Origin of the sequence: Pseudomonas sp. D1-36 (assembly GCF_051132205.1) — a bacterium.
Classification (GTDB): domain Bacteria; phylum Pseudomonadota; class Gammaproteobacteria; order Pseudomonadales; family Pseudomonadaceae; genus Aquipseudomonas.
Map to the genome: position 1 here is coordinate 2,997,823 of NZ_CP071674.1, position 26,044 is coordinate 3,023,866.

The 26,044-nt window shown below is 59.7% G+C and carries 19 protein-coding genes; 10 read left to right on the forward strand and 9 right to left on the reverse strand.

Annotation, left to right across the window (positions count from 1 at the left end):
• Positions 1-5 precede the first annotated feature (5 nt).
• Genes tssL through tssB form a run of 4 tightly spaced genes read right to left on the reverse strand, consistent with a single transcriptional unit; the run spans position 6 to position 4,124 of the window.
• Positions 6-674, reverse strand: coding sequence for a type VI secretion system protein TssL, short form (gene tssL / locus J3P76_RS13290; protein ID WP_434700835.1), 669 nt, complete (start codon positions 672-674; stop codon positions 6-8).
• Positions 671-2,026 carry a type VI secretion system baseplate subunit TssK gene (gene tssK / locus J3P76_RS13295; protein WP_434700836.1) on the reverse strand — a complete coding sequence of 452 codons (1,356 nt, stop codon included), beginning with the start codon at positions 2,024-2,026 and terminating at the stop codon, positions 671-673. Before tssK ends, tssL begins: the two co-directional genes overlap by 4 nt.
• Positions 2,027-2,049: 23 nt before the next feature.
• Positions 2,050-3,585, reverse strand: coding sequence for a type VI secretion system contractile sheath large subunit (gene tssC, locus J3P76_RS13300; protein WP_434700837.1), 1,536 nt, complete (start codon positions 3,583-3,585; stop codon positions 2,050-2,052).
• Between the two features lie 35 nt (positions 3,586-3,620).
• Positions 3,621-4,124, reverse strand: coding sequence for a type VI secretion system contractile sheath small subunit (tssB, locus tag J3P76_RS13305; protein ID WP_434674892.1), 504 nt, complete (start codon positions 4,122-4,124; stop codon positions 3,621-3,623).
• Between the two features lie 477 nt (positions 4,125-4,601).
• Between tssB and J3P76_RS13310 the strand changes: the two genes are divergently transcribed.
• The 7 genes from J3P76_RS13310 to J3P76_RS13340 all read left to right on the forward strand — a co-directional run bounded on the left by J3P76_RS13310 (position 4,602) and on the right by J3P76_RS13340 (position 16,026).
• The gene (locus J3P76_RS13310; RefSeq protein WP_434651121.1) at positions 4,602-5,354 is read left to right on the forward strand and encodes a substrate-binding periplasmic protein; all 753 of its coding nucleotides are present in this window, start codon (positions 4,602-4,604) and stop codon (positions 5,352-5,354) included.
• A 211-nt stretch (positions 5,355-5,565) separates the two neighbouring features.
• On the forward strand, positions 5,566-6,819 hold the full coding sequence (mexE, locus tag J3P76_RS13315) for a multidrug efflux RND transporter periplasmic adaptor subunit MexE (RefSeq protein WP_420766875.1): 1,254 nt from the start codon (positions 5,566-5,568) through the stop codon (positions 6,817-6,819).
• Positions 6,820-6,834: 15 nt separating this feature from the next.
• Positions 6,835-10,014 carry an efflux RND transporter permease subunit gene (locus J3P76_RS13320; protein WP_420766874.1) on the forward strand — a complete coding sequence of 1,060 codons (3,180 nt, stop codon included), beginning with the start codon at positions 6,835-6,837 and terminating at the stop codon, positions 10,012-10,014.
• The gene (locus tag J3P76_RS13325; RefSeq protein WP_420766873.1) at positions 10,011-11,435 is read left to right on the forward strand and encodes an efflux transporter outer membrane subunit; all 1,425 of its coding nucleotides are present in this window, start codon (positions 10,011-10,013) and stop codon (positions 11,433-11,435) included. Before J3P76_RS13320 ends, J3P76_RS13325 begins: the two co-directional genes overlap by 4 nt.
• Before the next feature lie 213 nt (positions 11,436-11,648).
• Entirely contained in the window at positions 11,649-12,704 is a 1,056-nt protein-coding gene (locus J3P76_RS13330; RefSeq protein ID WP_434674893.1) for a tetratricopeptide repeat protein, read from the forward strand.
• Positions 12,705-12,856: 152 nt separating this feature from the next.
• Positions 12,857-14,359, forward strand: coding sequence for an ATPase domain-containing protein (locus tag J3P76_RS13335; RefSeq protein ID WP_420766871.1), 1,503 nt, complete (start codon positions 12,857-12,859; stop codon positions 14,357-14,359).
• The gene (locus J3P76_RS13340) at positions 14,356-16,026 is read left to right on the forward strand and encodes a response regulator (RefSeq protein ID WP_434700838.1); all 1,671 of its coding nucleotides are present in this window, start codon (positions 14,356-14,358) and stop codon (positions 16,024-16,026) included. Before J3P76_RS13335 ends, J3P76_RS13340 begins: the two co-directional genes overlap by 4 nt.
• Before the next feature lie 248 nt (positions 16,027-16,274).
• Here J3P76_RS13340 and J3P76_RS13345 read toward each other — a convergent pair whose 3' ends face one another.
• The 5 genes from J3P76_RS13345 to J3P76_RS13365 are packed head-to-tail and all read right to left on the reverse strand — an operon-like array spanning position 16,275 to position 22,794.
• Positions 16,275-16,652: a response regulator gene (locus J3P76_RS13345; protein ID WP_030142671.1), complete on the reverse strand. Its 378-nt coding sequence runs from the start codon at positions 16,650-16,652 to the stop codon at positions 16,275-16,277.
• Complete coding sequence (locus J3P76_RS13350; RefSeq protein ID WP_434700839.1) at positions 16,645-17,910, reverse strand: hybrid sensor histidine kinase/response regulator; 1,266 nt, start codon at positions 17,908-17,910, stop codon at positions 16,645-16,647. Before J3P76_RS13350 ends, J3P76_RS13345 begins: the two co-directional genes overlap by 8 nt.
• 5 nt (positions 17,911-17,915) lie before the next feature.
• A complete protein-coding gene (locus J3P76_RS13355) occupies positions 17,916-18,503 on the reverse strand; it encodes a chemotaxis protein CheB (protein WP_420766868.1) in 588 nt (195 codons plus the stop codon).
• Positions 18,500-19,315 carry a CheR family methyltransferase gene (locus tag J3P76_RS13360; protein ID WP_420766867.1) on the reverse strand — a complete coding sequence of 272 codons (816 nt, stop codon included), beginning with the start codon at positions 19,313-19,315 and terminating at the stop codon, positions 18,500-18,502. The genes J3P76_RS13355 and J3P76_RS13360 overlap by 4 nt, the downstream gene beginning before the upstream one ends.
• Positions 19,315-22,794, reverse strand: a complete 3,480-nt coding sequence (locus J3P76_RS13365; protein WP_434700840.1) for a response regulator — start codon at positions 22,792-22,794, stop codon at positions 19,315-19,317. The genes J3P76_RS13360 and J3P76_RS13365 overlap by 1 nt, the downstream gene beginning before the upstream one ends.
• 257 nt (positions 22,795-23,051) lie before the next feature.
• On the opposite strand from J3P76_RS13365, the gene J3P76_RS13370 reads away from it, so the two are divergent.
• From J3P76_RS13370 to J3P76_RS13380, 3 genes are all read left to right on the forward strand, one after another.
• A complete protein-coding gene (locus tag J3P76_RS13370; protein WP_420766865.1) occupies positions 23,052-23,423 on the forward strand; it encodes a response regulator in 372 nt (123 codons plus the stop codon).
• A 76-nt stretch (positions 23,424-23,499) separates the two neighbouring features.
• Entirely contained in the window at positions 23,500-24,789 is a 1,290-nt protein-coding gene (locus J3P76_RS13375; RefSeq protein ID WP_434700841.1) for a glycosyltransferase, read from the forward strand.
• Positions 24,790-24,871: 82 nt separating this feature from the next.
• Positions 24,872-25,777 carry an AraC family transcriptional regulator gene (locus J3P76_RS13380; RefSeq protein ID WP_420766863.1) on the forward strand — a complete coding sequence of 302 codons (906 nt, stop codon included), beginning with the start codon at positions 24,872-24,874 and terminating at the stop codon, positions 25,775-25,777.
• Positions 25,778-26,044: the final 267 nt, after the last annotated feature.

The window sequence follows — 26,044 nt, forward strand, 5'->3', positions numbered from 1 at the left end:
GCCCCTCATGCCTGGCCGGGCATGAGGGAAACAACCACGCCGGCCAGCCAGTGATCCATTGCCCACCAGACACCGGCATGCAGCAGCGCCACCGCTATTCCATGGAACCATGGGGATTGATGCCGACCCAAGCGACCGCCCTTTCGCGTAGCAAGGTTCTGGCTGATATTCAAAGGCGGGACCTGAGCGCCGAGGGCGGCAAGCACTTGCTCGCGCTCAGGGTCGTCAGGGTCCGTGTAGCGGCCTCCGAAACCCAGCATCAGAACCCGATGGAACACGACAAGCACCCGTGGATCCGGTGATGGTTCGCGCAATACCAGGCGCATTTCCTCGTAGAGAAACTCACCGGCCTGATGCCGGTTGAACAGCTTGGCCTGTAGCGGTTCGCGGCTCCATTCGGCTCGTATCGGGCCCTTCGTGCAGACGAGGATGGCTTCGTCGAGCAGCGCACATTGGGCATGACTGATGTGTTCGATGCTGCGCGGTTCCACCGCGAGCTGTTCGAGCTGCCGTCGAACCTGCTCGACCTGTTCCAGGCAAAGCTGCTGCAGCGCCTGGGTGTCATGTACCGAAGTACCATGGCGTAACTCGACCACCAGCAAATAACTGTCCTGCAGCAAGGCGTCGATATGCTTCGCCATTGCGTGGGTTTGTTTCGTGAAGTTCAGCGTCATGTGCGTAACACCGCAAACAGTTCAAGTTGGACTTGCGACAAAGTGCTGGGCACGTAGCAAGCAAAAGCCCCGGCGGCCAGCATGGCCTGGCCCTTGGCGTGACCGAGATCGAGGGCGAAGTACTGGTTTTCCAGGCGCAGCGCGATGGCCGCGGGCACATGGCTGAGGGGCTTCAGGGGGACGCCGTCGAGCGCCGCATTGATCAGGTTGTCGACATCGGCCGGCGCGCCGACCTTGCACAAGCGAGGAAATTGCTCCTGCAACTGTGCCGCCGGTAACTGGCAGCGCACCGAGAGGTAGAAATCAGCGCCGTCAGGTTCACGTAGCCGGGCATCGTTGAGCGTTACCTGCCAGCGATTGGCGCTCGTGTTCTCCAGAACCAGTGCTATGACGCGCGAAGGCAGGCTGGCTTCAAGCAACGTTGCGATACAACGCATCAGCGGTGCAAACACCGTCTCCAGTTGCTCATGCCGATAGGCTGGAATCCTGTCGATATCGTGTTCCAGCGAAAACGTCAGCAGCCCCCCGGCCAGCTTGGCGAGCTCCAGATAGACCTGCTCGGGATGTCGCTGGGGATAGGACTTGATATCAGCCAGCACCGGCTCGTAGGTGTTCAAGGCGTTGAGCAACCAGAACAACGACACATCGGCTACAGCGAAGTCAGCCATGCGTTGATTGCTCTCCCGGCGCATGCCCATCAGGCGCTGCCGCTTGGCCGACAGCTGCGTCAATAGGTTGTCCAGCTGGAGCAACAGACCCGGGTGCGCGGCGAAATTGAGCAATGGCGGTACGTAGGCCGGATCGAGACGCCACTTGCCATGCCCTTCACGGATCAGGCGCGCGATGGGACAGACCAGGTAATCACCGTTGTCGTCCTTGTCCAGGCGCAGCGACAGGTTGTGCTCCAGCACGGCGATCGACTGCACTTCCTGCGCATAGAGATCCTGCACGCTGCGCCAGTCTTGACGGTAACGGGTGGGCCGATCGGCGCGGCCCTCCTCCATCAGGCAATTGTTTCCGTTGGCCTGTTCCAGGGGCAGGGCCAGCAGCACGAGCGCCTCCCGGGTGTCGTCGGTCAATAACCGCGACAACTCCAGCCCAGGCGGAAGACGATCCACCCGTTCGCTGTCGAGCAGGGTACCGTCGGGCATGCACACGCTTAGCCGGGTTGCCTTGAGCTTACCAAGGCCCAATGCGTCGGTATCGAACTCGACGGCCGTCACGCCCCAGGGATGCGCCAAGGCCGAGCCGGCGCGTTGCTCGTTGGCCCACGCTTCCCAGCGCGCCTGTTGTTGAAACTGTTGCGCAGACAACAGGGTGCCGGACGTCCATAAGGGACGATCGATTTTCATGGCGTCATTTCCTTGAAAGCGAGTCAGGCTTTCGCCTTGGGCATTTGCGAGACCAGGGATAAGTTGACGTCCATGCCCTCGACCTGAAAGTGCGGCACTGCGTACAACTTGACCCGGAAGAAACCGGGGTTGTCCTCGATGTCCTCCACCGTCACCTTTGCGTCACGAAGAGGGTGCGAAGCCTGCAGGTCATCGCCCGGATCGGTCATTTCGGTGACAAGTCCGCCGATCCACTTGTTGAGTTCCAGCTCCAGCAAACGACGATCCTTGGTGGTGCCGATGTTTTCGCGTTGGATCAACTTCAAGTAATGGGCAATGCGCGAGAGCAGGAAGATATAGGGCAGCCGTGCGTTGATCCGGCTGTTGGCGGTAGCATCCGCGGTGTCGTACAACGCAGGTTTCTGAGCCGAGCTGGCGGAGAAGAAACAGGCGTAGTCGCGGTTCTTGTAATACGACAAGGGAATGAAACCGAGATTGGCGAATTCAAATTCGCGGGTTTCCGGGATCATCACCTCTGAAGGAATCTTCACCTGGTTGCCAGTGCCCAGGTCATACAAGTGGATCGGCAGGTCGGTGACTGCGCCGCCCGATTGAGGCCCACGGATCTGCACGCACCATCCATTGGCGATGAAGCTCTTGACCATGTTGGCGGCAAAGGCAAAGGATGCGTTGGTCCACAAATACCTGTCGTGATCGGGGCCCTTGACGCTCTCGATGTAATTGAAGCTGCGCACTGGCACGGTATCCGGGCCATAGGGCAGGCGACCCAGGACCCTCGGCATGGTCAGGCCGATGTATCGCGCATCGTCACTGTCGCGAAACGCCTTCCACTTGATGTATTCGGCGCGATCGAAATAGTTGCCGATGTCCTTGATGGCAGCCACTTCCTCCATGGATCGCTTGCCGAAAAATGCCGGCCCCACCGAACCGATGAAGGGCATATGGGCTGCCGCGGCGACTTTCGAGATATTACGCAGCAAGGCGATGTCCTGCGGGCTACGATCGAACTCGTAGCTGGAGATCGCTGCCGCGATCGGCTCTCCGCCCGGCGTGTCGTATTCACGGGTATAGGTATGCAGGTACAGCCCGCTCTGGGCGATTTCGGGGGCGTCTTCGAAGTCTCGTACCAGATCATCCTTGCTGATATCCAGCAGTTCTATTCGCACGTTCTGTCGAAAATCGGTCTGGTCGACCAGGGACTTTACGCCGCGCCAGGTTGATTCGATCCTTTGGAATTCGGCGTGATGCATGACCGCATCAAGTTGACGACTGATTTGCATGTCGAGCAACGCTATATGCTCATCCAGCAGCACTTTGTCCAATCGTTCCACTCTGTGCGGCGATTCCTTGAGCAACTTCAAGAACACACTGACAGCGGCAGTGACGCGCTCGTCAACCGAGGCCTCGGACAGCGCCTCGGCATGCTGGAAAGTTTCGATGCTTCCCAACTCTGCGATGGGATTCAAATTGATCTTACTGAACAGGGCTGCATAAACTCCCTTATCTTCAGCCAATACTGTAGCGCCGCGCGATTGCACGTTATTACTTTCAGTAGACATATGAATTTACTCTTTGGGCTGCCGCCCATATTTGATTAGCGAATGTCTTTTGGCGCCAAGGCCGCCAATTCGTCCCGCAGTTCATTGCTGAGCGCATCATCCTGGAGGATGCGCTCCAATTCTAGACGGAAGGCCATGTTATCAAGCAGGTTCGACTTCAAGTCGCGTAGAAGATTGCGCATGGCCAGCAGCGCCCGTAATTGAGGGATCTGCCTGGCTACTTGTTCCGGCTCAAAGTCTTTCATGCGATGAAACTGCAGTTCGATTGAAATATCCTCCCCGTTGTCCGCCAATGTATTATGCGCAGCGATCGTCAAAGTTGGCGAAAACTCGGCCAGGACATGATCGACGTTGTGCTTGTTGATATTGATCTTGTCTCTGACGGATAAAGGGCGCTGTTCGCTGCCGTTGCTGTAATCTCCCATCACCATCAATTTGAGTGGCAACTCAACTTTCTTTTGCGCGCCGCCAGTGTGCAGATCAAGTTTGATATTGATCCTGCTCTTGGGTACTTCATTCTGGAAACTGTATGAAGCCATGCCTATTCCTCTCAAACCGGATGTTAAGTGTTCGCTGTACAAACATAGCGAAGCGGCGCAGAGCCGGACAGGTCTAAACCCAGGCCATTTCTACGAAAGAGAATGGACTCACAAGCTGTCGGAAAATGGCCTACAGATACGGTTTACAACGAAGCGTTGCCGACATCGGTGCGCGGTTGACACCCGAGACGCGAGGGAGAGGCTTACAAACGAGGAATGACGCAAACCCATTTTCAAGCCGGGTTTCGCGGCGTCTATCTTGGGAGCGGTTGCCGCCATGCGAAGTTCAAGGCTTTTGTCTTCCGGATGATCTATACCTTCAGGTACACGTCGTCAGGCCAAGGGACAGGCCGACGTGTAGCCAATAATAATGTCGTGCCCTCGGTCGGGTGCTGCTTGCTTTGGACAGCAGGAGGCTATTTGCGCGCCGCCTCCCTCAATAGAATGGCGCGCCTTTCAATGCCTGAAGTAACGATCATGAGCCGGATCACCCGCGTATTGAATGACCGTACCAGCGTATTGTCGCTGCTCTGCCTGCTCCTGGCTGTCGATAGCGCGTGCGGCGAGCCCCGGGTCATTGAACTGCACATCCTCGACGCGCCCCCGTTGACACTGCTCAACGACCCCAGGGGCCACGGCATTGTCGGCGATGTCGCCGTGAAGGCGATCACCCGCGCCGGGTATGCGGTAAAGATCCATGTGCTTCCCTGGGCCAGGGCGCAAAAGCACGTCAGTGAGGAGCATGACTTCTTGATAGCGCCGCTGTCGCGCATTCCGGGGCGAGAAACCCGCTTCACCTGGATCTCGTCGATCATGCCCATGGAGCGCGCGTTCTTCAGCCTCGATCATAAGGTCGGCAGCTTTGCCCAAGCGAAAGAAACCTTTCGCAAGGTGGGCGTCGGCCTGGGTAGCGCGCAAGAGGAAATCCTGCGCACCGAGGGCTTCCGGGACGACCAGATCTACCCGTTGGCCATCGGCGACAACCCTGCCCAAATGCTCCTGATGGGGCGCATCGATGCCTGGTTCAACGGCGTGCCCGAAAGCCGATATATCTGGCCAAAAGTTTCCAAGCGCAAGCTGCTCATGAGTTCAGTGGGCAGCAGTGCCGACCTCTATCTCGCGTGCTCCAGGCAATGCTCGGCGAAACTCGTCGAGGATTTGCGCGGCGCGGTGGAAGCGTTGCGCAATGAAGGGGCGATCAAGCGTATCCATGATCTTTATGTCCCGTGACATCGCCGAGCAGGCGATGGCATCAGTCTTGCGAACCACCTGAAGGGATATCAACTGGATTGATAGCCAACTAACGAAAGCCCCGCGATAGAGGCCTCGTCGATGACTTATATCATTCCGGATGATAGTTACCTTTGTTTCATTCGATTCGTTCCTCTGCGCCTCGACACGCATCATCCGCCCATCTCAATACACTTGGCGGATGCTATCCATGGAACATTCACTTTCTAAATTGCGCTTTCCCCTCGCACTGTTGGCGGTGCTGGTGATCAGCGCTTGCGGTAAGACTCCCGATACGGCAGCTTCGATGCCGGCGGCCAAAGTCAGCGTGGCCAAGGTGCTGGAGCAGCCCGTCAACGAATGGGATGAATTCACCGGGCGCCTCGAAGCACCGGAAACCGTCGAGATTCGCCCGCGGGTTTCGGGGCAGATCGATCAAGTTGCTTTCACCGAAGGCGCCCTGGTCAAGAAAGGCGACCTGTTGTTCCAGATCGACCCCCGCCCCTTCCAGGCGGAAGTGCGTCGTCTCGAAGCGCAACTGGCCCAGGCCCGCGCCACCGCGACCCGCAGCGAGAACGAGGCCCAACGTGGCGAACGCCTGCGTCTGAGCAATGCGATTTCCGCTGAACTGGCGGATTCGCGTACGACCGCTGCACAGGAAGCCCGCGCCGCCGTGGCAGGTATTCAAGCGCAGCTGGACCTGGCCAAGCTGAACCTCAGCTTCACCCGGGTTACCTCGCCCATCAACGGTCGTGTCAGCCGGGCGGAAATCACCGCCGGCAACCTGGTGACCGCCGACGTCACGCCGTTGACCAGTGTGGTGTCCACCGACAAGGTCTACGCCTACTTCGACGCCGACGAGCGTGTGTTCCTCAAGTACACCCAACTTGCCCGCCAAGGCCAGCGCGGCCAAGCCACGCCGGTCTACATGGGCCTGTCCAACGAAGACGGCAATCCACACCTGGGCCAGATGAACTTCGTCGACAACCAGGTCAACCCACAGACTGGCACGATCCGTGGTCGCGCGGTGTTCGACAATAAAGACGGCGCCTTCACGCCAGGCCTTTATGCCCGACTGAAGCTGGTGGGCAGCGGCACCTATTCCGCCGTGCTGATCAACGACGAAGCCGTAGGCACCGACCTGGGCAAGAAATTCGTCCTGGTGATGGATGGCGAGAACAAGCCGGCCTACCGCGCTGTCGAGCTGGGGCCAAAGATCGAAGGCCTGCGCATCGTGCGCAACGGCCTGAGCAAGGACGACACCATTATCGTCAAGGGGCTGCAACGGGCCCGTCCGGGTTCGCCGGTTACGCCTGAAACCGTGCCGATGGCCAGCGAGCAGACCCTCGCCGCCCTGGCACAACAACGCAAAGCGCTCGAAGCCAGCAATCTGCCCCAGGTCGCGCCCTCCAAGGCAGCGTCCGGAGCGGCAGGCAAACTGGCCTCTGCGTCCCCACGCGGTTAAGGGACTGAACTCAAGATGAAATTTTCCCAGTTCTTCATTTCGCGGCCGATCTTCGCAGCGGTGCTCTCGCTGTTGATTCTGATCGCCGGCGCTATCTCGCTGTTCCAACTGCCGATCAGCGAATATCCGGAAGTCGTGCCGCCTACCGTAGTGGTGCGCGCCAACTTCCCGGGCGCCAACCCCAAGGTCATCGGCGAAACCGTCGCCGCGCCCCTGGAACAAGCCATCACCGGCGTCGAGAACATGCTGTACATGTCCTCGCAATCCACCGCCGACGGCAAGATCACCCTGACCATCACCTTCGCTCTGGGCACCGACCTGGATAACGCGCAGGTGCAGGTGCAGAACCGTGTCACCCGCACCGAGCCCAAGCTGCCGGAGGAAGTGACCCGCATCGGCATCACGGTGGACAAGGCGTCGCCCGACCTGACGATGGTCGTGCACTTGACCTCGCCGGACAAACGCTACGACATGCTCTACCTGTCCAACTACGCCTTGCTCAACATCAAGGACGAGTTGGCGCGCCTGGGTGGCGTGGGTGATGTGCAGCTGTTCGGCATGGGTGACTATTCCCTGCGGGTCTGGCTGGACCCGAACAAGACCGCTTCGCGCAACCTGACCGCCACCGACGTGGTGACCGCGATTCGTGAGCAGAACCGCCAGGTCGCTGCCGGTGCCCTGGGTGCGCCGCCGGCACCGAATGCCCAGGCCTTCCAGCTCTCGATCAATACCCAAGGCCGCCTGGTCAATGAGGAAGAGTTCGAGAACATCATCATTCGTTCCGGCGCCAACGGTGAAATCACTCGCCTGAAAGACATCGCTCGAGTGGAGCTGGGCTCCAGCCAATACGCCCTGCGCTCGCTGCTGGACAATCAGCCGGCGGTGGCAATCCCGATCTTCCAGCGTCCTGGCTCCAATGCCATCCAGATCTCCAACGATGTTCGGGAGAAAATGGACGAGCTGAAGAAAGGCTTCCCGGCCGGCATGGACTACAGCATTGTCTATGACCCGACGATCTTCGTCCGTGGCTCCATCGAAGCGGTGGTGCATACCCTGTTCGAAGCGCTGATCCTCGTGGTGCTGGTGGTCATCCTGTTCCTACAGACCTGGCGCGCCTCGATCATCCCATTGGTGGCCGTACCGGTTTCGCTGATCGGTACCTTCGCGGTCATGCACCTGTTCGGATTCTCCCTCAACGCCCTTTCGCTGTTCGGCCTGGTGTTGGCCATCGGTATCGTGGTGGACGACGCCATCGTGGTGGTGGAGAACGTCGAGCGGAACATCGAACTGGGCCTCACCCCCGTGGAGGCGACAAAGCGCGCCATGGGCGAAGTGACCGGCCCGATCATCGCCACCGCCCTGGTGCTCTGCGCGGTCTTCGTTCCTGCGGCGTTCATCAGCGGCCTGACCGGTCAGTTCTATAAGCAGTTCGCCCTGACCATTGCGATCTCCACGGTGATCTCGGCGATCAACTCGTTGACCCTGTCGCCGGCCCTGGCCGCAGTTTTGCTCAAGGGGCATGACGCACCCAAGGACCGTTTCTCCAGATTCCTGGACCGGGTCTTTGGTGGCTGGCTGTTCCGTCCGTTCAACCGCTTCTTCGAACGTGCCAGCCATGGCTACGTGGGTACTGTCGCTCGGGTGATCCGCAGCAGCGGGATTGCCCTGATCGTCTACGCAGGCTTGATGGTGTTGACCTTCTTCGGCTTCTCCAACACGCCGACCGGTTTCGTGCCTGGCCAGGACAAGCAATACCTGGTGGCCTTCGCCCAACTGCCGGACGCCGCGAGCCTGGACCGCACCGAAGATGTGATCAAGCGCATGTCCGACCTGGCCCTCAAGCAGCCTGGCGTGGAAAGCGCCGTGGCCTTCCCTGGCCTGTCGATCAACGGCTTCACCAACAGCCCGAACGCCGGCATCGTGTTCGTGACCCTCAAGCCTTTCGACGAGCGCAAGGACCCGAGCATGTCGGCCGGCGCCATCGCCGGTGCCTTGAACGGCCAGTACTCGGAAATCCAGGAAGCGTACATGGCGATCTTCCCGCCGCCGCCGGTGCAAGGCCTGGGCACGATCGGTGGTTTCCGCCTGCAAATCGAAGACCGGGGCAACCTGGGCTACGACGAGCTGTACAAAGAAACCATGAACATCATCGCCAAGAGCCACAACGTGCCGGAACTGGCCGGATTGTTCACCAGCTACACCGTGAACGTACCCCAGGTCGATGCCGCCATCGACCGTGAAAAGGCCAAGACCCACGGCGTGGCCGTCAGCGACATCTTCGACACCCTCCAGATCTACCTGGGTTCGCTGTATGCCAACGACTTCAACCGTTTCGGCCGCACCTACCAGGTCAATGTCCAGGCCGAGCAGCAGTTCCGTCTCGAATCGGACCAGATCGGCCAACTGAAGGTGCGCAACAACCGTGGCGAGATGATCCCGCTGGCGACCTTCATCAAGGTCAGCGACACCTCGGGGCCTGACCGCGTGATGCACTACAACGGCTTCATCACCGCTGAAATCAACGGCGCCGCCGCCCCTGGCTACAGCTCCGGCCAGGCCGAGAAAGCCATCGAGAAACTGCTCAATGACGAACTGCCCAATGGCATGACCTACGAGTGGACCGACCTGACGTACCAGCAGATCCTCTCGGGCAACACTGCGCTGTTCGTGTTCCCGCTCTGCGTATTGCTGGCGTTCCTGGTGCTCGCCGCGCAATACGAAAGTTGGAGCCTGCCATTGGCGGTAATCCTGATCGTACCGATGACGCTGCTATCGGCAATTACCGGGGTAATTCTGTCCGGTGGCGACAACAACATCTTCACCCAGATTGGCTTGATCGTATTGGTAGGACTTGCCTGTAAGAACGCGATTCTGATCGTCGAGTTCGCCAAGGATAAACAGCTCGAAGGCATGAGCCCGCTGGCGGCGGTCCTGGAAGCGTGCCGCCTGCGTCTGCGGCCGATCCTGATGACCTCCTTCGCCTTCATCATGGGCGTGGTTCCCCTGGTGTTCTCCAGCGGCGCCGGTGCGGAAATGCGTCACGCCATGGGTGTGGCGGTGTTCTCGGGCATGCTCGGCGTGACCTTCTTCGGCCTGCTGCTCACCCCGGTGTTCTACGTACTGATCCGTAATTTCGTCGAGCGCAGCGAGGCCCGCAAAGCGGCCCGGGCCTTGAAACTGGAGGCGCAACAATGAGTTTGAAAGCGTTCCTGCCGAGCCTGCTGGTGCTTGCACTGAGTGCCTGCGCCGTAGGCCCGGACTACAAGGCACCGCAAACGGAGGCGGCGAATATCACCACCGCCACCGACGGCGCCGCCGGCCAGAAGAACTTCGACCGCGCCCGCTTCGAAGGCGTCTGGTGGCAGCAGTTCGACGATCCGACCCTCAACTCGCTGGTGACGCGTTCTCTGGAAGGCAACCGGGAATTGCGCGTGGCCTTCGCCCGCCTGCGGGCTGCCCGGGCGATTCGCGACGACGCCAGCAATGACGCCATGCCGACCATCACCAGCCGCGCCAGCAGCGAACTGGGCAAAGGCCAGAACCCGATGGGGCAGACGGACGATCGGGTCAACTCCGAGCGTTATGACCTGGGCCTGGACATGGCCTGGGAGCTGGACCTGTTCGGACGCATCCAGCGCAACCTGGAAGCGACCGATGCCGACCAGCAGGCCGTCGAAGCCGATCTCTACCAACTGCAGGTGACCATAATCGCCGAGCTGGTGGACGCCTACGGCCAACTGCGTGGCGCGCAGCTTCGGGAGAAAATCGCCCTGGCCAACCTGGAGAACCAGCAGGCGTCCCGCAAGATCACCGAAAGCCTGCGTGATGCCGGCGTCGGCGATCAGCTCGACGTGGTGCGTGCCGACGCTCGCTTGGCCGCGGTGGAAGCCAGCGTGCCGCAACTGCAGGCCGAACAGGCGCGTCAGCGCAACCGCATTGCGACATTGCTGGGCGAGCGCCCGGACAAGCTGAGCGTGGACTTGAGTCCTAAACAGCTGCCAGCCATTGCCAAGGCTCTGCCGATTGGCGATCCGGGCCAATTGTTGCAACGCCGTCCCGATATCCTCAGCGCCGAGCGTCAACTGGCAGCCGCCACGGCGCGCATCGGCGTGGCCAAGGCCGACCTGTTCCCCAGGGTCAGCCTGAGCGGTTTCCTCGGGTTTACCGCCGGACGTGGTTCGCAGATCGGCTCCTCGGCCGCCAACGCCTGGGCGCTGGGCCCGAGCATTACCTGGGCCGCTTTTGACCTGGGCAGCGTGCGGGCTCGCTTACGCGGCGCCAGCGCCGACGCCGACGGAGCACTGGCGAACTATGAGCAACAAGTGTTGCTGGCCTTGGAAGAGTCGGAAAACGCCTTCAGTGATTACGGCAAACGCCAACAGCGCCTCATCTCGCTGATCCGCCAGAGCGAATCGAGCCGCGCGGCCGCCGACCTGGCCGAGATCCGTTATCGCGAAGGCACCGAGGACTTCCTCGTGCTGCTCGACGCCCAACGTGAACGCCTGGCGGCCGAAGACAGTCAGGCCCAAGCCGAAGTGGACCTGTATCGCGGCATTGTCGCGATCTACAAGGCCCTGGGCGGCGGCTGGCAACCGGAAACCGTCGCCAGCAACTGACACCCTTCCCAACCGAGCTCCTTTGGTTGGCCGCAACCAACCAATTGTTTGCCCCGCGCCTCATTCGGACGCGGGGCTTTTTTATGGATGTCAGAATCCATTGTGGGAGCAGGCTCGCACCCGCGGGTCCCTCACCGCGATTACAGGTTTGACTCAAACGCGGACCTGACCGAAGCTTGCGGCATTTCACGCTCCTGGTTATGGATTACCTGCATGTCTTCGTCTCGCCGCTACCTGCTGTTCACGCTTGCGGTTGTCTTGGCAATCGGTCTCGTCGCGATATGGCTGCGCAATGCCACACCGCAGATTCCCGAGGCCATCAAGCGTGGTTACAGCGAAGCGTTGGAAAGCGCCCGCAACGGACAGCCAGGAGCGGCGCGGATGCTGTACCAGCAACTGGGACGTCCGGACCTCTCTCCCAAGCGCCGGGTATGGCTGCACGGCGAACTGCCCAACTATCCAAGCCCCCAAGCGTTGAAACTGGCGCAGGCGGATTTGCACAGCGAATCGCCGCAGGTCCGCCGCGCGGCGATCGGCAGCATCGTCGGGCTGGTGCCGAATGCCCAGCGCAGCCTGCTGCTCGGCCCGCTCCTGGATGAAAACGACCCGGATGTCCGGTTCGCCGCCGTAAATGCATTGCTGGGGCTGTCACCCGATGAACTTGGGCTGTATTTCGGTGCGATGCAGATCGCCGTCGATACCTGGAAGCAGTCGTTGAACGACAGCCCACCCTCCCCCGAATCCCTCTTTCAGCTTGCCCGGCTGTACAGGCATGACGCCGAACTGGAAAAAGCCCAACAGGCATTGGAGCATCTTCTGCGCCTGCAACCCGACAACCTGCCGGCGCTGGTCATGCAGGTCGATGTGCTGGATAAACAAGGCCAGGGAGAAGCCGCCCGCCAGTTGCTCGCTCGGCAGTTGCAAGCGCAGCCGGCATCGGCTTATCTGCAACATGCGCTGGGCATGTGGCTGTTGCAGCACGGCCAGAGTGAATACGCGGTGCTAGGCTTGGCGAAAGCGGTGGAATTGGAGCCTGATAACCGGCAATACCGTTTTGATCTGGCGACTACGCTGCATGAAGAGCAGGAAGTGGAAGCGGCGCAGAAACAGTTGCAGGAAATCGTCCAGCGCTACCCCGCCGACCGCAACGCCCGGGTGTTGCTGATCAACTATTGGAAGGAGACCGGTCAGTTGCAGCATGTCCAGGTGCTGTTGGCCCAGTTGGAACAACTGAACCCCGACGACCCGGCGATACAACAAGGTTTATAGGGCAATAGGCGTATACCGAAAGTTGTGCAACAGTACGCGTTTTGTCAAAGGAAGCGGAACCGCCATGACTGCCGAAGGTCAAGTGTTCAGGCAGTTCATTTCAGGCGCTAACCCGCCAGCTGCCTACTTCCCTAGTCATGAGAGGGTTATTTTTGATTACATCTAACGAGTTGATCAGCGCAAAAGCCGCCACCGGTATCGAAGGGCTGGACGACGTCCTTTCCGGTGGTTTGTCCCGAGGCCATGTGTTCCTACTGGAGGGAGAACCGGGCACTGGCAAAACCACGGTCGCGTTGCACTTCCTGCTAGCCGGCGCAAAGGCCGGCGAGCGCTCGTTGTACATCACGCTATCGGAAACCGAGCGTGAACTGCGCCAGGGCGCAGCCTCCCATGGCTGGACCCTGGATGAAAACATCCATATCTTCGAATTGACCCCGCCCGAGAGCCTGCTCAATGCCGAGCACCAGCAAAGCCTGCTGTATTCCTCGGACCTGGAGCTGGGCGAAGCGACCCGGCAGATCTTCGAAGTGGTCGAGCGCGTCAAGCCGACCCGCGTCGTGCTGGACAGTCTCTCGGAGATCCGCCTCCTTGCGCAGAGTTCCCTGCGCTATCGCCGGCAGATCCTGGCGATCAAGCACTATTTCGTGCGCTACGACGCTACGGTAGTGCTCTTGGATGACCTGACCACCGAGTCCCTGGACAAGACCGTACACAGTGTCGCCCACGGCGTTATCCGCCTTGAAGAACTGACCCCCAGCTACGGTGCCGAGCGGCGTCGGCTGCGGGTGGTCAAGTACCGTGGGCAGAAATACCGTGGCGGCTACCACGACTTCACCATCATGGGCGATGGCGTGCATGTATTCCCTCGCCTGGTGGCCGCCGAACACCGTGGCCAGTACGTGCGCCAGCAACTGTCCAGTGGCATCAAGGAAATGGACGCCCTGCTGGGGGGCGGCATCGAGACCGGCTCTAGCACGCTGATTCTTGGCCCGGCGGGTACCGGCAAATCCTTGATTTCCTTGATTTTCGCGGCGGCAGCGGTGCATCGCGGCGAAAAAGCCGCACTGTTCATTTTCGATGAAGAGCTGGGGCTGCTGTTCGAGCGCATGAAGCACATCGGCATCGACCTGCTGGAACTGCAAAATACCGGCAATCTGCTGATCGAACAGGTCGATGCGGCCGAGCTTTCGCCCGGCGAGTTTTCCCACCGGGTACGCCGTTGCGTCAATGAAGGCGACATCAAGACCGTGGTCATCGACAGCATCAATGGCTATCAGGCCGCCATGCCGGAAGAAAACGCCTTGGTTCTGCACATGCACGAGCTGTTGCTCTACCTCAACCGCAAAGGCGCGGCGACGTTCATGACCGTCGCCCAACACGGCCTGGTGGGGGACATGCAAGCGCCGGTGGACATCACCTACCTGGCCGACACCGTCATCTTATTGCGTTATTTCGAGGCGCTGGGCAAGGTTCGCCGGGCCATTTCCATCATCAAGAAACGCACCGGCAGCCATGAATCCACCATCCGCGAATACCGCATCAACAAGCAGGGCATGACCATCGGTGAACCGCTGGAAGCGTTCCAAGGCGTATTGCGCGGAGTGCCAACCTATATGGGAGCGGGACACCCGTTGCTTGAGGATGATCCCCAGTGACGTCGGGCGAGCCACTGTCCGAGCGGGCGCTGATTCTCGCGCCCCTGGGACGGGACAGCCAGATTGCCCTGATGATTCTCAACGAGGCCGGCTTTAATGGCCTTGTATGCAGTCATCTGGGTCATTTGTGTGAAGAGTTGGAACACGGGGCGGGCCTGCTGGTGATTTCCTCGGAAGCGCTGGTATGGCCCGACCTGGAGAACCTGTTCCAATACATCGAGCAGCAACCGGCATGGTCCGACCTGCCCATCGTCCTGCTGACGCACCACGGGGGGCCGGAGCACAACCCAGTCGCACGTATCGGCACACAACTGGGCAATGTGACCTTCCTGGAGCGGCCGTTCCACCCGGTGACGCTCGTCAGCCTGGTGACCACCGCCCTGCGCGGCCGCCGAAGGCAATACGAAGCCCGGGACCGCCTGATCGACCTGAGCACCAGCGAACAACGCCTACAGAACACTTTGGAAACGCTGGAACAGCAAGTCGAGGAGCGTACCGCCCAACTGCGTCACAACGAGGAAGCCCTGCGCCAATCGCAGAAAATGGAAGCGGTCGGCCAGCTCACCGGCGGCATCGCCCACGACTTCAACAACATGCTCACCGGCATCATCGGCAGCCTCGAGCTGCTGCGTCGACGCCTGGCGCGAGGCCGCACCGAAGATCTCGACAGCCTGATCGACCTGGGCGTGACCTCGGCTAATCGCGCCGCGGGCCTGACCCACCGGCTGCTGGCCTTCTCCCGCCGCCAGTCACTGGATTCCAAGGCCGTGCAGATGAATACCCTGGTGCTATCAATGGGCGAACTGCTTCAGCGCAGCCTCAACGAAAGCATCGCCCTGGAAATGCGCCTCGACGAACACCTATGGATCGCCGAAGCCGACCCCAACCAACTGGAGAGCGCCCTGCTCAACCTGGTCCTCAACGCCCGCGATGCCATGCCCGGCGGCGGCAAGCTGGTGGTGCAGACCTTCAATAAATACCTGGACACCGGTTTTACCGACGCCTACAGCAACCTCGAGCCCGGCGACTATGTGGTGTTGAGCGTTCAGGACACCGGTTGCGGCATGCCCGAAGCGGTGATGCATCGCGCGTTCGACCCCTTCTTCACCACCAAGCCCATCGGCCAGGGCACGGGCCTTGGGCTTTCGATGATCTATGGGTTCAGCAAGCAGTCACGCGGACACGTGACCATCGACAGCGAGGTTGGCAACGGCACCACCGTGAATCTCTACCTGCCGCGCTTCATCGGCGAAGAAATGCACGAACCGCAAGTCGTCGTCCCACAGGCGCCTTATGCGCAAGATGGCGAAACCGTATTGATCGTTGAAGACGACCCAGCGGTGCGGGTCCTGGTCAGCGCGGTGCTCAGCGAATTGGGCTACGCCTTCGTCGAGGCCGGCGACGCCAACGGCGCGGTGCCGATCCTGCAATCGAACCAGCGCATCGACCTGCTGATCAGCGACGTGGGGCTGCCCGGCATGAACGGAAGACAACTGGCCGAAATAGGCCGCCAGATCCGCCCTGACCTCAAGGTATTGTTCATCACTGGCTACGCTGAACACGCGGCGGTGCGCGGTGGTTTTCTTGACCCGGGCATGCAGATGATCACCAAGCCGTTTACCTTTGATTTGTTGACGGCGAAGGTGCGGGAGATGATCAAGGTTTGAGGCGTGGCACCGCTTTTGATTTTGATCTTGATCTTGATCTTAACGCCCCGTTAACCACGCTGGCCTGCGTGAGGGCACACCGAGCCTCGGCGAGGTGCCGAGTGGTGGGGCGAAGCCTTTTTTGCTTGCTTTTTTTGGCGTCTGAAAAAAAGTAAGCCGCCGTAAGGGCGGAACCTCCAGCAGCAATTACCACAGAAACGGATATGTACCCAATCAGCCGTATACCCCAGTCAACCGCAGAAACAAAACTAAGACAACATCCCCTGCATAATCCCCTGCAACACATCCAAATCAAACGGCTTATCCAAAATCGGCGCCTTGCGGGTAATGGGGCTATCCGTCTCGCGCACTTCCTGGGCGTAGCCACTGATGAAAATAACCTTCAGGTCCGGACGCAACCTCACCGCCGGCTCAGCGATCTGCACCCCGGAAATACCCCCGGGCAGACGGAAGTCGGTAATCATCATGTCCAGATGAGGCTTGCTCGCCAGGATCTCGAACGCCTGCTCGCCGTTTTCAGCCTGCAGCACCCGATACCCCTCCCCGGAAAGATAGGCCGACAGCACCATCAGGATCGAAGGGTCATCCTCGACGATCAATACAACGTCTTGCGCATCTTCACTCATGAGAAGCCTTTGTTGAATCAATAGCTGCTGATACGACCCTGGGGTCGCTCAGAGGTTGCGTCCGTTCGCCAGTTTTCTGAAAAGGCAGACAAACGCGAAACAACGCCCCTTCGTTGAGGCGGCTGTTGACCGTGATGATGCCGCCGTGGGCGGTGACGATCTGCTCGGAAATGAACAGCCCAAGGCCCAGGCCGGCGGCGGCGGCCTTTGACGACACCCGTTCGAATTGCTGGAAAATACGCTTCTGGTTCTCTTCGCTGATCCCGATCCCGTGGTCCTGGACTTCGATACAGGCATACTCCGACGTCTGGTAGACACGCACCTCGATCGGGCTCTTGCAGCCATAGCGCAACGCGTTCGTCAGCAGGTTCGAAACCACCTGCTCGATACGAAACTCATCCCAATGTCCTTCCACCGAAGGTTCGGCGGTACAAGTCACGGTGCATTCGGCGGCACTGATCTGTGGTTGGAAGTTGTGCAGCAGGTTTTGAACCAGCGCCGTCAGATTGAAACGGGTCGGACGGATGGACAACTTGCCGGTGCGGATCCGCGATACGTCCAGCATGTCCTCGATCAAACGGATCAAGCTCTTTATCTGGCGTTCGTCGCGCTCGACCATCGCCTTCACTTTATCCAGGGTGAAGGCGGCGGCGTTGTCCCGCGCCAAGTGCATTTTACGCAACTGCGTTTCCAGGATCAGGCCGTTGAGTGGCGTGCGGACTTCGTGGGCGACGATCGACATGAAGTCATCGCGCATGCGCACGGCCTGCTCCAGCTCGCCGCGAGTGGCTTGCAATTGCTCAAGCAACAGCTCTTGCTCCCGGCGGCTCTGCTCCAGGGCAAGCACTTGCTCCTTCATCGCCTTTCGCTGGCGATAAAGTTCGACGAACACATTGACCTTGCTTTTGACCGCATGGGTATCCAGCGGCTTGTGCAGGAAGTCCACCGCGCCGTTTTCGTAGCCGGTGAACGCGTAGTTGCGCTCCCGGCCGGCCGCGCTGACAAAGATGATCGGGATACTGCGGGTCTTTTCCGTGCCGCGCATCAACTCGGCCAGTTCGAAACCGTTCATGCCCGGCATCTGCACATCGATGATCGCCAAGGCAAAATCATGTTGCAAAAGCAGCGACAGCGCTTCGTCCGCCGACAAGGCCTTGAACACCTCGCGGTCATCGCGCTGGATCAGCGCTTCCAGGGCCAACAGATTCTCAGGCAGATCGTCGACGATCAGCAGTTTGGCTTGAATATCTCTTGGCATTTAGTTCATTCCAGCCCGGCCAGCAATTGGCCGATGCCCTGCAAAGTTAGGATATGGTCAGGCTCGTGCAAGCTAAGGGCCGCTTCAGGCATGGTGCAAACCTGCGCCTCCTTCGGGTCCTGGACGACCGTGATGCCGCCCAGCGCCTTGACCCTGGCCAAGCCTAGGGCGCCATCGCTGTTGGCGCCGGTCAATACCACCGCCAGCAGACGAGGGCCATAGACATCGGCGGCTGACTCGAACAGCACGTCGATCGACGGCCGCGAATGGTGAACCGGCTCTTCGAGGCTCAGCGACAGGCTACGGTCGGCCTCGATCGAGAGGTGATAACCAGGGGTTGCAACGTACAAGGTGCCCGGAAGAATGTCTTGCTTGTCGCGGGCTTCTTCAACGGGTATCGCCAGGCGATGACGCAATACCTGGGCTAACTGACTGTCCCGCTCATCGGGCAAATGCAACACCACCAGCACAGGCAGGCTGAAGCCTTTGCGCAAGTGGCTGAAAATCTTGAGCAACGCTTCGACGCCGCCGGCGGATGCGCCGACGACGACTGCTTCGATCAAGTGGCTGGATCTGTCCGTCAGTGGATTCATAACTTGCGATAGATCCGTTCCTGTTTGACCAGCGGTTCGAACTGCGCACTGAACGCCGAAAAATCCAGCGTCTCCTTGCTCCCCAACACCAGGAACCCACGGTGGCAAAGGGACTCATGAAACAACCCGAAAGCGCGATCTTGCAGCTTTTTATTGAAATAGATCAATACGTTACGACATGAAACTAATTGGGTTTCTGAAAATACGCTATCGGTTGCCAGGCTGTGGTCGGCAAAGGTCACATGCTTGCACAAGGTCTTGTCGAACATCGCGTAATCGTAGGCGGCCGTATAGTAGTCGGCAAACGAACGCTTACCGCCGGCGAGCTGGTAATTCTGGGTGTAGGCCCGGACATTTTCCAGGGAAAAGATGCCCTGCTTGGCTTTTTCCAGGGAGCGCGGGTTGATGTCCGTGGCGTAAATGAACGTACGATCCAGCAACCCCTCTTCTCTTAGCAGGATGGCCATGGAATAGACCTCCTCCCCTGTGCTGCAACCGGCGATCCAGATCTTGATCGACGGGTAGGTCTTGAGCAGCGGCACCACTTCCTCGCGGATGGCAAGGAAATGCGCAGGATCGCGAAACATCTCACTGACAGGGATCGTCAGCAACTGCAGCAGTTGCATGAATGCGCCAGGGTCGTGCAACACACGTTCCTGCAAGGCCGATATGGTCTTGCATTCGAATTGGTTCAACGCATGCAGCACCCGGCGCTTGATGGAAGCGCCGGAGTAGTCGCGAAAGTCGTAGCTGTACTTCAAGTAGATCGCTTCGATCAACAAACGAAGCTCAATGTCTGTGTTTCGTTCCACTAGATTCTTTCCATATTCGGCAACCACACGCGAATCAGTGAGAACAGGCGATCCAGGTCAATCGGCTTGGCCAGGTAATCGTTGGAGCCCGCCGCCAGGCAACGCTCCTGATCATCCTTCATGGCCTTGGCGGTCACGGCGATAATCGGCAATTTGCGCCAGCGGGGGTCCTTGCGGATCAGCGTGGTCGCTTCGAAGCCATCCATCTCGGGCATCATCACATCCATCAGCACCAGGTCGATGTCTTCCACTTCATTCAAACGATCAATCGCCTCATACCCATTGCGCCCGATCACCACGATCGCCCCCTTGGCCTCCAGGGCGCTGGTCAGAGCGAAGATATTGCGCACATCGTCGTCCACCAACAGCACCTTGCGGCCTTCGAAGACCTTGTCGCGGCTGCGGGCGGTCTGGAGCATGCGCTGTCGTTCATGGGACAACCGGGATTCGACTTTGTGCAGAAAGAGAGTGACTTCGTCCAACAGGCGTTCCGGCGAGCGGGCGCCCTTGATGATGATCGAGCGTGAATATTTGCGCAGCTCGGCTTCTTCATCCCGCGTCAGGTTACGCCCGGTGTAGACGATCACTGGCGGAAATGAACAGATCTCTTCGCTGGACATGCGCTTGAGCAAGTCATTGCCCAGCATGTCCGGCAGCTTGAGGTCGATGATCATGCAGTCGTAGACGTTATTGCGCAGCAGGTCCAGGGCTTGCTGCGCCAGGCCTACGGCGGTGATCTCGATGTCGTCGTCGCCGATCAGACGGGTAATGCTGTCGCGCTGCAAGTCATCGTCTTCGACCAACAGCACGCGTTTGACCTTCTGGGTCAGCTTGGCCTCCAGTCGCGCGAAGACGTCCTTGAGCTCCTCCCGGGTGGTCGGTTTGACGGCGTAACCGATGGCGCCCATGTGCATCGCCGCTTCGACGCGGTCTTCGACGGAGATGACGTGCACCGGGATGTGGCGGGTCTGGGCCTGTTCCTTCAGGCGTTGCAAAACGGTAAGCCCGGAGTGATCCGGAAGGCGCATGTCCAGCAGAATGGCATCGGGACTCAGTTGCAGGGCCAGATCAAAGCCTTCGTCGGCGCCATGGGCCACCAGGCACTGGTAGCCCAGCTCATGGGCGAGGTCGAACAGGATGCGGGCAAACTTGGGTTCGTCCTCGATGACCAGGATGCAACGGGAATCGAACGGCGCCTTGTCCCGGTCGTCGGCGAATTGCGGGAGGGGTGCGTCCACCTCGGCAATCAGCGGCACGGGTGCCGGCGCACGGGTCGTTGCAGGCACGGTTGCGGTCGGGGTAAAGGTCACTGGATTCACCGGATTTTCCCCGGGCTCGACGTAACGCTCCGGCAAGACCAGCGTAAAGACACTGCCCTGCCCTGGCTCGCTGGTCACCGAGATCGAACCGCCCAGCAAGGTCGCCAGGTCTCGGGAGATCGACAGCCCCAGCCCGGTGCCGCCGTAGCGGCGGTTGGTGGTGCCATCGGCCTGGCGGAACGCCTCGAAGATACTCTGTTGCTGATCGGCGGCGATGCCGATGCCCGAATCACGCACCATGAAGGCAATGCCCGAGCCCGGCTGGCCGGTTACGGACACCTGGACCGAACCCCGTTCGGTGAACTTCACCGCGTTGGACAGCAGGTTCTTGAGTATCTGTTCGAGGCGCTGGCGGTCGGTGTACAGCATCGACGGCGCGTCCGGCAGCAACTGCACCTCGAAGTCCAGTCCCTTTTCAGCCGTCAACGGCTTGAACGTATCCTGGAGCCCTTCCACCAAACGCGCCACGCTGGTGTTTTCCGGCCGCACTTCCAGCTTGCCGGCCTCGACCTTGGAAATGTCGAGGATGTCATTGATCAGGTTCAGCAAGTCATTGCCGGCGGAGTAGATCGACTCGGCAAACTTCACCTGTTCATCGCTGAGGTTATTGTGAGGGTTCTCCGCCAGCAATTTGGACAGGATCAGCGAACTGTTGAGCGGTGTGCGCAGCTCATGGGACATGTTGGCCAGGAACTCGGACTTGTACTTGCTCGAACGCTGCAATTCTTCGGCGCGTTCCTGCAATTGGATCTGGGCCAGGTTCAGCTCGCTGTTCTTCTGGTCCATGGCGTCGCGCTGCTCGGCCAGCTGTTCGTTGGTCTGCTCCAGTTCCTGTTGCTGGGCTTCCAGGTGGGCCTGGGATTCCTTCAGGATGCGCGACTGTTCTTCCAGCTCTTCGTTGGCGGTCTTGAGCTCTTCCTGCTGCACTTGCAACTCTTCGTTCAACTGCTGGGTTTCGGCCAGCACTTCTTGCAAGCGTTGACGATAGCGGGCCGCTTCGATGGACGTGCCGATGTTCCCGGCCACCAGCTCCAGCAGCTCGATGTCGCGCGCGGGCAACGGCCGCAGGAAGCCCAGTTCAACGACACCATTGATGCGGTCATCGTCACGGGTCGGCACCACCAGCACGCAGTTGGGCAGTCCCTCGCCGAGCCCGGAGCTGACCTTGAGATAATCCTGGGGCACATCGTCCAGCCGGATAAGACGCCCCTGCCGCACGGCCTGCCCGGCGATGCCCTCGCCATCGATGATGACCTGCTGGAGTTCGTCATCCTCCTTGGACATGCCATAGGTGGCGATACGCCGTAGCGTGCCGTTTTCTTCCCGTGCATAAAGGGCGGCGACCACGGTGCCCAGGTACTGGGCACAAAACTGCAAGATGTTGCGCCCCAGCAGATTCAAGCTCAACTGACCGAGGACCTGTTCCGCCAACTGGGTCTGGCCATTGCGCAACCAGGCCTGTTTCTCCAGGTGCAAGGCACTCTCCTGCTGGACTTTCAGGCTGGCGCTGTAGTTGCCAGACAGAGTCAGCAGATCCCGACGGCCAACATAGGCCAGCAGCCCACTGACTGCGGCGACGAACAGCAGATACAGAGCGATGCTCCAGACCGTGGTGGTGCGCACCTGTTCGTTACGTTCGGCGCGCAGTTGTTGCTCGGTCTCGACGACATCCTCGAAGGTCTTGCGTATTTCGTCGGTCAACCGCTTGCCCCGCCCGGCCTTGAGCGCACCGCGATAGTCGCCGCCGCTGCGATGAAGATCGATCATGCCTTGGGCGTAATTGGCCCATTCCACCTGGAGTGCCTCGATCCGGCGCAAGCGGTCGGTCTGTACCGGATTATCGGCTGTCAGTTCCAACAATGTGTCCAGTGCCACCGCAATCCGGGGCTTGGCCACTTCATAGGGGTCGAGGAAGTGCTCGTCGCCACTCAGCAGGAACCCGCGCATGCCTGTTTCCAGGTCAACGCTCAGCTTCAGCGCTTCGTTGGCGTTATTGATCACCCGGTCGGTGTGCCCGACCCATTGGATCACCGAGAGAAGGTAGGTGATCAGCACGATGAAAAACACCGCGCTGAGCGCACCGATACCCAAGGGGAGGCTGATGTTACGGCTCAGAAGCTTGCGAAAACTTTGTTCGTCGACCGAAGACGAAGGAGTCATGGAAAAGGCCTTGGTGAGCAGTTGAAAATCATGGAGTTTGCCCAAAAATACGGACTGGATCCACATTTCTGACGATTCAAGGTCGCAAATCCAAGGCGCTGTACCCCGGTTGTAAGGATGCGACTATCCTTGTCAGCTCTTGTACTATAGATCCTTTCTTGTACAGCTTCGGGAACTTGTGCCGCCTCTCGACTTACTCATGCATTACGGCCGGTTATTACCAAGCCCTTACGATTCCACCTTCCGAGAAGTCCATTATGTCCGTCCCTGCCCCTGTCACCCCTCCCACCATCCTGGTCGTCGAAGACGACAACATCGTGCGCATGTTGATTGTCGACGTGCTGGAGGAACTGGAATACGAGGTATTGGAGGCAGAAGGTGGCGAAGAGGCGCTTAAGCTCCTGGAGGAGAAGGACCGTTCCATCGACCTGATGATGACGGATGTCAGCATGCTGCCCATGGACGGTCGCGAGTTGGCAACAAAAGCACGCGAAGTGCGCCCCGGACTCCCCATCCTGTTCGCCAGCGGCTACGCCGAAAGCATCGACGTGCCAGAAGGCATGAGCGTCATCGGCAAACCGTTCTCCATCGATCAATTGCGCGACAAGGTCCAAAAGATTCTTTCTTGAGCGTGGACGCATTGTTGGTCACTATCGGCGCCCCGCGCGCCGATTGCGCCTGAAAATGCTCCAAGGATTGCCCGCCATGCCTCACCCCACCACCAAAGTCCTGGTTATCGGCTACGTCTGGCCCGAGCCACGCTCATCGGCGGCCGGCGGGCATGTCATGCAACTGCTCGAAGCCTTTCTCGAACAAGGCTGGGACATCACCTTCAGCAGCCCCGCCAGACCCGGTGAGAACCGCGCCGACCTGATTGGCCTGGGCATCCGGGAAGTACCGATCGAGCTCAATAGCAGCAGTTTTGATGTGTTTATCAGTGAGCTGGCGCCGGATATCGTCCTGTTCGACCAATTCATGATGGAAGAGCAGTTTGGCTGGCGGGTCGAAAAGCACTGCTCCGACGCCCTGCGCGTGCTCGAAACCTCGGATTTGCAAAGCCTGCGTCATGCACGGCATCAGCGACTGAAAGACCGCTTGAAGTCCGATGAGTCCTCCCAGGACTTCAGCGACCTGTTCGCCCCGGCCTTGCGCGAGGAATTCGAGCTGATGGCGGACACTGACATGGCAAGGCGGGAAATTGCAGCCCTCTTGCGTTGCGACCTGAACCTGATGGTATCTGAGTTCGAGATCGAGCTGCTGGTGGAACACTTTAAGGTGCCCCGCGAGCTGTTGCTCTGGTGCCCGTTGATGCTGGACTTGCCGACCGAGCCGTTCGTGCCCTTCGAAGACCGAGCGCATTTTCTCAGCATCGGCAATTTCCGCCACGCACCGAACTGGGACGCCGTGCTCTGGATGAAAAACGCTATATGGCCACTGATTCGCCAACGATTGCCGGGTGCGCAGCTGCATCTCTACGGGGCCTACACCCCGCCCAAGGCAGCGGCACTGCATAATCCAGCCCAAGGGTTTCATATCATGAACTGGGCCGAGGACGCCTTGCAGGTCATGTCCGGGGCACGTATCTGCCTGGCGCCGCTGCGTTTCGGCGCCGGCATCAAGGGCAAGCTGATCGAAGCCATGCTATGCGGCACGCCCAGTATCACCACGCCCATAGGTGCCGAAGCCATGCACGGCGGCATGCCCTGGCCCGGAGTGATCGCGCAAAGCGCCGAGGCCATCGCCGAAGCCGGCGTACAGCTGTATACCGACCAGGCGCGCTGGACCCATGCCCAGGGGGCCGGGTTGGCCTTGCTCGCGGAACGTTTTCGTAGGCAGGTCCACGGCCCTGCCTTGATTGACAGTATCAATGCCTGCCGCGTCGACCTTGCGCGGCGCCGTCGGGACAATTTCACCGGCAGCATGCTGCGTCACCACCAGCACAAGAGCACCCAGTACATGTCCCAATGGATCGAGGAAAAGAACCGCAACAGCTGACTCAATCGTCGCTCCGAGGGCTGGAACCCGGGCGGCGAAGGGGGCATTATCCAGCGGCGATAACAACAAAAGCGCCAAACCCATGACCCGCACAGCCAGAGTCACCGACCCTTCCTATGAGTTGATGGACGACCACAACGGGCTGTCCATCATCTACCGCCAGCACGGTTTTCCCTGTCCGCTGGTGCGCTGGCATTTCCATAAGGAATACGAGCTGCACCTGATCGTCGCCAGCTCGGGCAAGGTTTTCATTGGCGATTACATCGGCAATTTCTCCCCGCAATCGCTGTTCCTCACCGGCCCCAACCTGCCCCATAACTGGATCAGCCAGGTCGCCGAGGACGAAGTGGTGGCCAAGCGCGACATGCTGGTGAATTTCACCGATGAGCTGTTTGAAAGTGGGCACCAGGTATTTACCGAGCTCAAGACGCTCGCGCCGCTGCTCGAACGCGCTCAACACGGCATCGAGTTTCGCTGCAAGCGCACCGTCCGCCAGGCCATGACCTTGATGCAGCGCATCGCCGACGCGCAGGGCATGAGCCGGCTCGGCTACTTTTTCATCCTGATGGAGCTGTTGGCCAGCTGCGATGACTATCAATTGCTCTCTGGCGCCACCGCGCCACAAGCGGCTGATGAGCACAGCATCGACCGCACCAACCGCGCGGTGGACTATATTTTTGCCCACTACGCCCGGGAATTGCCCCTGGAAGAAGTGGCCGAGCACCTGGGGATGAAACCCACCTATTTCAGCCGGGTGTTCAAGCAAGCCACCGGGCGTTGCTTCATCGAGTTCGTCAATCGGCTGCGCATCAGCAAATCCTGCGAATTGCTCGCCGATGGCGACAAGCCGGTGACGGACGTGTGCTTTGAATCCGGCTTCAACAATATTTCCAACTTCAACCGGCGCTTCCAGCAACTCAAGGGCATGACCCCTTCTCACTATCGGCGGCTGGCGGTGCAGCGGTTGACCGAGCAGAACCAGGGCTGAATTTCACCGCCCCCCCCCGTGGCGAGGGAGCTTGCTCCCGCTGGGCCGGGCTGGCGCTCCAGCGCGAAGCGGCCACAAAATGGGGCTGCTGCGCAGCCCAGCGGGAGCAAGCTCCCTCGCCACAGGTTTTTCGCGAATTTCACTCAGTGCAAAAAAGTATCAGTAAAAGTGCGACGGATGATTTGTCATGCCGTCCATTGAGGGCTGTAATCAGCGCACATTCTTCCTCTCATCCGGAAGACACAAAAACAATAACTGTCCTTCTGC